This is a genomic window from Gracilibacillus xinjiangensis (assembly GCF_042651765.1).
Lineage (GTDB): Bacteria > Bacillota > Bacilli > Bacillales > Amphibacillaceae > Gracilibacillus > Gracilibacillus xinjiangensis.
The window spans coordinates 1,303,126-1,314,066 of sequence record NZ_JBHSDT010000008.1 but is presented as its reverse complement, the minus strand read 5'-3'; the positions used below and the strand labels follow the sequence as shown (position 1 = coordinate 1,314,066).

At 36.3% G+C, this 10,941-nt stretch carries 9 protein-coding genes and 1 pseudogene; 4 read left to right on the top strand and 6 right to left on the bottom strand.

Annotated elements, in window-relative coordinates; translation table 11 throughout:
* The 3 genes and pseudogenes from ACFOY7_RS17950 to ACFOY7_RS17940 form a co-directional block, all read left to right on the top strand.
* A partial coding sequence (locus tag ACFOY7_RS17950) for a hypothetical protein (protein WP_390254061.1) occupies nt 1-201 on the top strand: 201 nt, incomplete at its 5' end.
* Nucleotides 202-245: 44 nt separating this feature from the next.
* A pseudogene (locus ACFOY7_RS17945) lies at nt 246-1,158 on the top strand (D-2-hydroxyacid dehydrogenase).
* Nucleotides 1,159-1,287: 129 nt separating this feature from the next.
* The gene (locus tag ACFOY7_RS17940) at nt 1,288-2,472 is read left to right on the top strand and encodes an MFS transporter (protein WP_390254059.1); all 1,185 of its coding nucleotides are present in this window, start codon (nt 1,288-1,290) and stop codon (nt 2,470-2,472) included.
* Between the two features lie 231 nt (nt 2,473-2,703).
* Here ACFOY7_RS17940 and ACFOY7_RS17935 read toward each other — a convergent pair whose 3' ends face one another.
* Together ACFOY7_RS17935 and ACFOY7_RS17930 are read right to left on the bottom strand one after the other, a co-directional pair.
* The gene (locus ACFOY7_RS17935) at nt 2,704-2,991 is read right to left on the bottom strand and encodes a hypothetical protein (protein WP_390254057.1); all 288 of its coding nucleotides are present in this window, start codon (nt 2,989-2,991) and stop codon (nt 2,704-2,706) included.
* A 25-nt stretch (nt 2,992-3,016) separates the two neighbouring features.
* Nucleotides 3,017-3,217, bottom strand: a complete 201-nt coding sequence (locus tag ACFOY7_RS17930; RefSeq protein ID WP_390254055.1) for a stalk domain-containing protein — start codon at nt 3,215-3,217, stop codon at nt 3,017-3,019.
* A 174-nt stretch (nt 3,218-3,391) separates the two neighbouring features.
* Here ACFOY7_RS17930 and ACFOY7_RS17925 point away from each other — a divergent pair, with 174 nt between their 5' ends.
* Entirely contained in the window at nt 3,392-4,876 is a 1,485-nt protein-coding gene (locus ACFOY7_RS17925) for a methyl-accepting chemotaxis protein (protein WP_390254053.1), read from the top strand.
* Nucleotides 4,877-5,035: 159 nt separating this feature from the next.
* Here ACFOY7_RS17925 and ACFOY7_RS17920 read toward each other — a convergent pair whose 3' ends face one another.
* From ACFOY7_RS17920 to ACFOY7_RS17905, 4 genes are all read right to left on the bottom strand, one after another.
* Entirely contained in the window at nt 5,036-6,130 is a 1,095-nt protein-coding gene (locus tag ACFOY7_RS17920; protein ID WP_390254051.1) for a transcriptional regulator, read from the bottom strand.
* An 18-nt stretch (nt 6,131-6,148) separates the two neighbouring features.
* Complete coding sequence (locus tag ACFOY7_RS17915) at nt 6,149-7,426, bottom strand: glycosyltransferase family 2 protein (RefSeq protein ID WP_390254049.1); 1,278 nt, start codon at nt 7,424-7,426, stop codon at nt 6,149-6,151.
* 17 nt (nt 7,427-7,443) lie between these two features.
* A complete protein-coding gene (locus tag ACFOY7_RS17910) occupies nt 7,444-9,177 on the bottom strand; it encodes a DUF2334 domain-containing protein (RefSeq protein ID WP_390254047.1) in 1,734 nt (577 codons plus the stop codon).
* A gap of 64 nt (nt 9,178-9,241) precedes the next feature.
* Complete coding sequence (locus tag ACFOY7_RS17905; RefSeq protein ID WP_390254045.1) at nt 9,242-10,921, bottom strand: DUF2334 domain-containing protein; 1,680 nt, start codon at nt 10,919-10,921, stop codon at nt 9,242-9,244.
* Nucleotides 10,922-10,941 lie beyond the last annotated feature (20 nt).

The following is a 10,941-nucleotide window of genomic DNA, read 5'->3' as shown; positions in this document are numbered from 1 at the left end:
CCGAACACAGTAGTTAAGCTCTCCAGCGCCCATGGTAGTTGGGGCTTTGCCCCTGCAAGAGTAGGACGGTGCCAGGCAACAACAGAAAAAACCTTTAAGAGATTCTTTCTCTTGAAGGTTTTTTCGTATTTATTCAATAATTGGGTGCAAAATCAAGCTAATAAAAGACTTCAAAGTGGAATCACTAATTTAAAATGTTAATATAGAGATAAACTCGGGTAGTAATATAGACGAGGAGGATATATATGACAAAGAGAAAATTAGTGATAAATTCCGATCTTAATGAAAAGTTAATCAAAGAAATTCAACAGGAAATTCCGGACTGGGAAGTAAGTGCAAACAAGGATCCAGAAAAAATTAAAGAAGACCTTGCTGCAGCAGAAATTGTACTACATTGGAAGAGGGCGGCAGAGCAAACATTACTTGCCAACAGAGATCTTAAATGGGTTCAAACTTTTCGCGCAGGAGTCAACAGCCTTCCACTGGATCGTCTAAAACAAAAGAATGTGAAATTAACAAGTGCTAATGGTGTTCATGGATATCCGACATACATATGTCCGGCAGCAACAGGAGAAAACATGGCACAATGCTGAAATAAAATTGGAAATCCATCAGAAAACAATCGGAATTTTAGGCGTTGGGGCCATTGGCAGGGAAACAGCAAAAATTTCAAAAGCCTTTGGCATGAAAGTTCTTGGTATGCGCCATTCAGGAAAAGACATAGAGCATGTTGATGAGATGTTTACCCCAGATCAATTATCAGATCTATTGCCAAAATGTGATTATGTGGTAATTACACTTCCTTTAACAGAAGAAACAACTGGTATGTTTGGAAAAGAAGCATTCAACCAAATGAAAAACAGTGCATTTCTCATCAATATTGGACGAGGTCAGATAATAAATGAGAAAGAGCTTATACAGGCATTGGAACATGGTCAAATAGCTGGTGCTGGACTGGATGTTTTTGAAAAAGAACCTTTATCAGAAGACAATCCATTATGGGAGATGGAAAATGTGATCATAACTCCTCACACAGCAGGTGCCACTGAACATTATGACGAGCGGGTAATTCGGGACATATTTATTCCGAATTTAAGAAATTATCTCGAATCAGATACCCCTAACCTTAATGTTGTTGATTATGATAAAGGCTATTAAGGCTATTATTGCACTTCCATATTTTGAAAATAACGGTAGATTATTTGACTGCTCATGTAATTTTTGTATTAGCAGGAGAAGAAATTCACTTATTAGTTGCTAGCTATCACAGTAAAAGGAGTCTTTAATTTGAGTGCACAAGAGAAAAAAGAAAAAATTTGGACGAAAGATTTTGTTCTAATTTGTCTAGCTAATTTTTTTATCTTTTTAGGTTTTCAGATGACACTGCCGACGATCCCGTTATTTGTTCAGCAATTAGGAGGTTCAGATCAGTTTATCGGTCTAATAACGGGGATTTTTACATTTTCTGCATTGCTTTTAAGACCAACTGCAGGTCACTCCTTAGAAACAAAAGGAAGACAGTTTGTTTATATGATCGGTCTTGGTATTTTCGTTGTTTCTATTGGTTCCTATGCATTTATAACAAGTATTGTCGTTCTGTTTATGATGCGGATTGTTCAAGGGTTAGGCTGGGGCTTTTCCACAACAGCTACTGGTACCATTGCTACTGATTTAATTCCGAAATCAAGACGAGGGGAAGGGATGGGGTATTTCGGACTGTCAGGCAATATCGCCCTTGCAGCTGGCCCGGTACTAGGGCTCACCTTATATAAGCATATCTCCTTCACTTTGTTATTTTTAATATGTGCAGCTTTAGGGATCGTTGCATTCTTATTATCCAGTCAGATTTCCTATAAGCCTGTAGATCCTGAGGCAAGAAAAGTGGTAACACCAAGATTCGATGTGATGGAAAAAAGTGCATTAAGGCCATCCCTGCTATTATTTTTTATTACCTTTTGTTTTGGCGGTATCGCATCTTTTTTGCCGTTATATACAGATCAGGAGGGAATTGCGGGGATAGAAGCGTATTTTCTCATTTATGCTATCTTCTTAATGATAACAAGAGCATTTGCGGGCCAGTTGTATGACAGGAAAGGGCACATAGCCGTATTTATACCTGGAGCATTCCTAATCTTCGTAGCGATGTTTCTCTTAACATGGCTGCCAAATTCAATAGTATTGTATATCGCTGCAGCACTTTATGGCTTAGGATTTGGGACAGTTCAGCCTGCTCTTCAGGCATGGGCTGTTAATCAATCACCGGAAAACCGTAAAGGGATGGCAAATGCCACTTTCTTTTCCTTTTTTGATTTAGGAGTGGGAATTGGCGCCATCGGGTTTGGTTTTATCGCTTCCGCTTTTGGTTACATGTACATATATGCGGCAGGTGCTGTTTCTGTTGTAATTTCGATAATATTGTATATATTGTTATTACTAAAGGACAGAAAAATTGGACAGCGCGAATTGGTGTGACCTTTAGCCAATTATTAGATATATCAGGTCGGTTATCTGCCGTCGTACAAATGGCAATTGATCGGTCTATCTTCAATTGTGTATCTAGAATGATGATTAGTCTATTCTCACAAGCATAATAATTTTCCTGCTCTTCTCCTCGTTTTTTCCTTAAAAACAAGTGTACAACCTCCAGTCTAATGAAAATAAAAAAGGATACCTCTCTATACTTAGGAGATATCCTTTTTTGGATTAATTTAGTTTCAAACGATAGGAAAATTCATCTAGCACTTTATCGTGGAAGTATGACGAATCACCTTTTGTTCCATCATAGGATGTGCGGAAATATCCAGTAGTGAAATGATGTTTATATGTACCTGGCTCTGTCTCTTTAAAGATGATTGTTTCTGTTTGGATAACTTTATTATTCTGGTTGATCATCTTGAAAGGAGCTGTAGCTTCTTCATTCAGAGGCTCTGCAATGGTGTACAGTTTTTCCCCATCCGTATATGTGACACTTACCACGTCATGTATCGACACTCTTGCATTAGGAGTAGCAGCATATTCAATTACTTGTATACTCTTTTGCTAGTTTGACTGATTGATCTTCCTCTTTCAGATCCACACGGTAATTTTTTGCATCCCAGCCGACTTCGTAACCTAATGCTTCACTTACGACTCTAAGCGGAAAATAAGTACGCTGATTGTAAATAATCGGCGGATTTGAAGATGTGTCAATATTTTCCCTTTCATTTACTATTTCCACGTATGATGCCAGTTATAAATAAAGGGCTTTAATCAAGAAGTGTGACGAAATACCCGAATCTGTTCTACTAATTACCTGCAATATACTGAAAATTGATAAGTGTTTCACTAAAGTAAACAGCTATTAAACCGATATTATAATAGAGGAAAATCTATTTAACAACGGGAGGTATTTATGAATACTAGATCAAAGCAACTTCAGTTAGAGGATATTAAAAAGAAGAATATATTAACTTTAGCTACATTCTCATTTTCATTAATTTGTGCAATGATATTAGCGTTCGTTCAAGGAGCGGCAGAGAAAGGAATATACTACGGAATCGAGTTAATCATACTAGTGGTAAGTTATACGTTAATAAGGTACATTTTGAGAAAAGATAGGATATATCCTTACTTTATTGTGGTTATATCATTTTTATTCTCTTATATTGGAATCAACCTTTTTGGCAGTAATTTGTCTATACTAGTTATTCTTTTCTTTTTATTATTTTTAACCACTATCTTCTTGCTTCTTCCTGTATTTGTAATCGGTTTTGTTTTGGGAGCTATAGGGATAATATATAATAGTTTAGCAGCTCATGCGGAAGTACAGTACCTGAATGACAACCTGTCTTTAGTTTTGGTCACTTATTTCTTATCCGGAGTAATAGCCGGAGTGTTAATCTATCTTAACAGGAATCAATTTAATCAGATAGAATCTATGCTGGAAACAGCCGAAAAAGAGTCAATAGAAAAAGAGAAAAATCAAGTAATACTTGAACAACACGTTAATAGTATTACAGAGAAGATAACTGTTGTGAACCAAAAGGTGCAAGGAAATGTGCAATCGCAAGCAGAGATTTCTGAAGCAATCTCTGAAATAACAACAGGCAGTACGATTCAAAATGAGAAAATATCCGATATTGCCCAAAGTCTGCAAAATATGTTAGCACAAGCTTTAAAAATGCTTAATGAAACTGGCTCTCTTAAACAGGATTTTGATAGTGCAATGGAGATTTCTTATAATGGAGATGCGTTATCTAAAGAACTATCCAATAATATGAAAGAGTTTCACCAACATATACAAGAACTGAGCAATGCCTTTCAATCTTTATCCAATAATATAAAAGAAACTAACTCATTTTCTCAGGATATCATCAATGTTAGCCAGCAAACAAATCTGCTTGCATTAAATGCATCAATCGAAGCAGCTAGAGCTGGAGAGGCAGGAAAAGGTTTTGCGGTAGTTGCAGAGGAAATAAGAAAGCTGGCGGAAGTAACCAACAAGGCAGCAGAGAAGATCACCAGTAATTTAGCGGAATTAAATGAAACGAACGATTCAGCTCTAGAAATAATGAATGAAAACATTAAGATGGTTCAAAGCAATCAAGACAGAACAGAACAGGTTAATCAAGCATTTAGCGGACTTACTGAACATTTGGATAAGACGAATCAACGCTTTACAAGTTTTCAACAATTAGCTGTTAATGTGAAAGATGATTCTTCTATTATAGAACAAGCAACAAATGAATTAGCGGCCATTATTGAACAAGCTTCAGCTGCACTGGAAGAGATGAGTGCAACAGTAGAAAATATTAATATTCAAAATGAGACGATTGGTCATGAAATGAAAGAAACGGAGTTAGAGGCTAAAAATATATTATCTAAAAAATTAATTTAGAATTCAGTCAATCTTTATAATAAAACTAACCTAGTAATACCACAGCATACATTGCTGTGGTAAGAAAGGGAGTGGGCCAATCTCCTGTCAGAAAATGAGTATAACAGCAGGAATATTTTTTATCCTGATAGTTACTGCCTGGTACAGGATGCGGGTTTATTAAAATTTATCCCCATGTTCCATAAGCCGCTGCTCGGCAATCAATGGAACGAGATTATCGAAAATATGGGTATCCCCATCATCATCTACCGTGTAGCCTCCATAATACCGGCTGAATATATTGTCATTGCGGTATTCTGTCATTCGCTTATACAGTTTGGCTGCTAATTCTGTTTCATTGATTTCTAAACAGTACCATATCAATATTCCATAAACTGCGGGTGACTCATAATGAACTGCAGGCTTCTTTGATGCAGGATTATAGGCACCAGCTATTTTTCCATTTGTCATCATTTCTGTTTTTATAAATTGCAAAAATTCTGGATTATTACTTCCCATAAGTGCTTGGTGATATGCTACTAACCCCTGATCAATCATATGCACTTCTTGGTCGTGACGGTATTGGTTATTCTGAACATGATATGCTTTCGGGAAAAAACCATTTGCTTTCTCAGCTTCCTTTAATACTGTTACCATTTTATGATATGTTTGCTTATCTAATACACGTTGTTTAAGCATCTTCTCTAAGGAGATTGGATCAATATAAGATAATGTAATTTCAGCAGAGCTAGTTTGATATTGTTGGTCATAGTAATCTGTTAGCATAAGGCCATTTCTGTTATAGTTTGTGAGGTAAGTCCCGATTTGCTCAGCCACTTTACCATAACCCGCAATATTCCAAAGCTTTTCCGCCCGGTATAATGCATCAATTATACGCAAATCATCAATCAAAGCATTTGTTGTCACTTCGACAATACCTGTTTCTGTTAGTTTCCATGAAACAAAACCATTTTCGGTTAAGAAATAATTCAGCAAAATATTATATGCTTTTTCAAACATTTGTTTGTCCTGCTTTTCGACGGCATAGATGAGCCATAATCCAATTGTCTCTGATAGTGCCTCACGGCCTTTTACTAAATCAGCATCCATACGATCACTATCTAATACATTGGTGGCAAGTGTACCATTCGCATTTAGGAACCACTTCTCAATAAATTTTTCTGTTGATAGTTTATTATCTTTAGTAAAATTAAAGAGGAAACCCATTATTAACACCACTCCAATAAAGAAAATTAATATATATTTCCTTTTCAAAACAGATCTACTCCTGCCTTATGCGGTACGTTTATCTTCCACATCTTTCTGTTTAAATCGTTTGGTTTTGTACCATGTCACTTCCTGTTTTAAAATCAAGCGTTTTAATTCAATAAAAGCAGCATTTACAACGAGAAACAGCCACATTTGTGAATAAGTGAAATACATAAGGATCACAACAAAGAAATTCGTTTTCGTTAATTGGTCTTTTTCGAAACTTAATGCCAATAATTCTTCCACGATAAAGAGTAAAAAGCCAACAATTAATAGTAAATAGGATACAAAGCCAACAGATAATTTTAGATCAACAAATAATCCAACAATAAACAGCCCGTGGGAAATCATTACTCCACCAAAAAAGAACACATAAGTAAACATAAAGTAAATGAGGTCCAAGCCGACCCGCTTATGTTTTAGTTGAAAGAAATGAAACAAAAATTTAAAAATAACATAGAGATTGCCCCTTGCCCAACGAGTACGTTGCCTCCACCATACTTTTATTGTTTCAGGTTCTTGTTCCCAAGTTATGGCGTTAGGGAAGAAGCGGATATGGTATCCGAGGTCGTAAATTCGAAAACTTAATTCCGTATCTTCTGATAATGCCCCTTCATCCCAACCGCCAAGTTGGTCGAGAATGGAACGTCTTACAGCAAAATTGGTTCCCGGAATTGTTGCAAGCTTAAACCAAAACCATCTTCCGGCTTGTGCTAACCATTGAAAGGTGAGTGTTTCAATATTAATTAACCTTGTAAGGAGATTTTTCGTCGCATTTAGTACACGAAATTTTCCTACAACTGCTCCTGCTTTTGGATCATTTACTAATCCTAGAACAAGCCAATAGATGGCATCAGCTTCTGGTGTGTTATCCGCATCATAAACACAGATAACTTCTCCATTCGCATACTCAAGTCCATTGTTAAGTGCAGCTGACTTTCCTTTGCCCCCATGTGGTGGCTTTGTATGAATGACTTGTATGTAAGGGAATCTCTCCGCATAAGATTCACAAATTTCCCCAGTGCGATCACTTGAATTATCATTTATAATCAGTACCTGTAATTTCTCCAAGGGATAATTCAGTTTGCTCATCGCTTCTAACGTATCCTCAATTACCACTTCTTCATTATGAGCGGGAATGAGTATGCTTACGGAAGGATAATAAGGTATATTTGCTTGCCATTTTTCCGCTTTCCTTTGAAATCGTGTGGCATGTAAGTAACCGCCTTGCATTAAGAAAATATGATAAAAAAGCATTCCCCATATAATAAATAATGCAATATAAACTAATATATCAGCCAAGATAATTCATCCCTTTCTTATATTGCGCGCCTGTATCTCCGGCGGATCCGAGAGCGTTTTTGCCTTATTTTCATTTTAAAAATATAGAAGATGAACCATAATACCGATAAAAATCCTGCACTTGCTAATGTCCATAATGATTCATGCATTATATGAAGAATTTTATATCCCAGTAAGTCAATCGAGTTAGCGTAAAGGTGAAAGTAATCAATTTCTTTCGTAATGACTCCATTATTTGATTGAATGAATACATGATCTGCCTGAACGGTATTCTCCATTTGTTTTAAGTCAATCCATTCAATACCTGGTATTTGCTCCATCTGATCCATCAGCTCAATAAATTCTTCCACGCCAAGGTATGGATGGTAAAATCCTGCGATCATTCCATCACGCAACACCTGTTGTTTCTGGGCCTTTTCCATCATTTTATTGATTGCGATCGGATCTTCTCTATCGACAAATCCAATCGTTTCTGGTAATAACTTCATGCCATGTAGAAAAACAGGAGTAGTGTAATATGGTGATGTCGACATGATCTCCCAATCTGCATCACTTAGTTGCACTTGACCAACATATGTGGAGAAATGTTCAGCCGTAACTTTATAGCCGTTTTGAGACATAGTGTAGTGCGGGGCTTCGAATGCTAATGGATATATTCCGTAATTCGATAGTTCCTGTATCCCGCGTGTTAATTTTTGTTTTATATAAGTTGTTTCAAAAGCTAGCTGTTCTTCACGATAGGATTGGTAATCTGCTATATTATCGAAGTCTTTTTCGGTTTTCTTGAACACTTTCTCATCAGCTTCGTGATAAATAGGCATATTATTCTCCACATCCCAAAATTCAAACCCCTCACCTGTTTCTGTTTTGCGAAACTGATGGGTGTAACCATGCATTACTATACTTCCGCCATTATCTTGAACATATTTCAATACGTTTAGCAATTCTCTTGAATCTGATAAATAAGATTCCTTCCCTGTCTCCGGATTGGTGTAAACAGGGACAACGGCTACCATATAGGGAATCTGCCGTTTTTTTAATTCTTTTGCAATATCCAGCAATTTGTTATGGTCAACCATTGGGTGGACATCTTCCAAACGAATATATGCAGGATGGGCTGTTTCATGATCTTCTTGGAAGACTTCATGTAATACTTCTCCTAAGAAAATGGTTAAAGGTGGCTCCATTTCTGAAGAGGCATAATAATACGTATGGTCTTTCTGAATAAATAATGGATAGTTATTTCCCTCCCCATGTGTGACCATCGCTAATATTTCTGTTGGAGAGCTTATTTTTGTAGTAATAACAGACCTTGGAAGAACAGATATGGCGTTCTCCGGATCACTGCTTACTATTATTTTGCTGTACACAGCTTCTTCCCCTGTTGATACAAAATTAAATCGCTCACCCAATTGGTTGATATTATGACCCAAGCCAATGACTTTCCCGTTAAAGTTAGTAAGAATTTCCTGGAAGGACACTGGCAAACGATCCTTTACCGTTCCCAGATAAAACAAATGAGTCTTTTCTTTCGTGGCATCTTCATCAACTTCTGAAACAGACATAAAGGTGATATCTGATGTAAAATGGCCAATCAATAAGTCTAAGAAGCGTTGGTGTTGATCTAACTCTGCGCTTTCAGATGAATATACGACTAACACTTGATGATTGCTCTCAGTCTCAGCATGTATGATTGGTGTAATTGTGAATAACAAGAGTAACAGCAATAAGATCAATTTATTAAGCTTCATTTAACTAACCTCACTTTTTTAAAAAGGAACAATATGTTCTTAATAGAGAACGATTGTATAATAATTATTTTTCATTCTTTAATCCTTTTCGATAAGCTGATATTATTAGGAACATGACAATGATCACGCCAATAACAGATAAGAATATTCCAGATTTATAAAGTTGCAATGGATAGATGGATAGTTGGAACCAGGGTGGTTCTGTAATGAAACTACTGGTAGGTTGATTAGATGTATCGGTATTATTGTCTTGATCTGTATTGTTTAGTTTGCTAATATCCATCCATTCCATATCAGGGATCTTTTCTATCTCATTTACAAGTCCCTTTAATTGGCCAATTCCCAGAAATGGGTGATAAAAGCCGCTGATAATACCATCTCTGACAATGGAAACCTCGTCGATTAGCTCACTCATTTGTGTAATTGATTGTGGATCCTCATATCGAATGTAGCGAATCGTTTCGGGTATTAATGTCATTCCATGCAGGAAACTTGGTTGTGAAATGGTAGGTGCTTCGGCCATTATTCTCCAATCTTTATCTGTCAGTTGTACTTGACCAATATATGTTGAAAAGTATTCGGATACCACTCGATATCCATTTTGACTCATTGCATAATGGGGTGCCTCAAATGCAACAGGATAGATTCGGTAGTTTGCTAATTCTTTTATCCCTTTTTCCATTCTGCTAATTATATATTCTGATTCAAAAGCTTGCCGTTCATTTATATAGGCTTCGTAATCTGATGTGTTTTTAAAATCGTTTAAGGTTTTCGTTTTTTCTGTACTATTTTCCGGAAAATAAACTGGTTCGTTTTTCTCCTTATTCCAAAATTCAAATCCTTCACCTGTAGTGCCATTTCCAAATTGATCTGTATATCCATGTAAAACAAAACTTCCTCCGTTCTCTTGCATAAATTGTAATACTTCGGCAAGTTCAGGGTTGTCTGAAAAATGATATTCTTCGTCTGTTTCAGAATTTATGTAAACTGGTATAATCGAAATAATATATGGAATATCTTTTTCTTTTAAATATTCGGCAACCTTCATCATATCTTTTGCAGAAAGCTTTGGGTGGACATCTTCTAGTCTTAACATTGCTCTTGTTGTATGTTCGTGTTCTTGATCAAAGAAAATATGCAGTGCATCTGCCAGTAAATTAGAAACCGGTGGAAAAAGTTGTGTTGTGCTAAGATAGTAATGGTCACCTTTTTGCACCATTAGCGGGAATATCGAATCTTTTTGAGTCACTTGAAAAAATATGTCCTGCTCACCAGAAGTGGATATTGGAATAAGCTCAAGGTGTTTGATTTCGAGTTTGCTTTGTTCATTTGTGGAAATAGTTACATTGTTTAAATAGGTTGTATCATTCCCTTCAATCCAGGAAAAAGAGGCAGGAAATTGCTCGATGTTATGACCTATAGCTAAAAAAGGTTTTTCGAAATCATCCATTAACCGGATCGTTTCATTCGATATCTTTTCTTCTTTATTCCCATAGTAAATTAGATGGGTAGCTGTTTCGATATCACTGCTGTTTAATTCGGAAGTATGTCGAAAAGAAAGTTGATTTGAAAAATGAGATATCAACATATCTAATAAACGCTCATGTTCGGTTATTTCCTGAGTACTCGATGAATAAACGATAAGTACTTTTATCTTATTAGCAGGAATGGCATGGGTGAGAATAGGACTAGAGATTATGGCATAGATCATACAATAGAATAAGAATATAATTACTTTTTTCATGATCCCTCCTCCATTCTTCA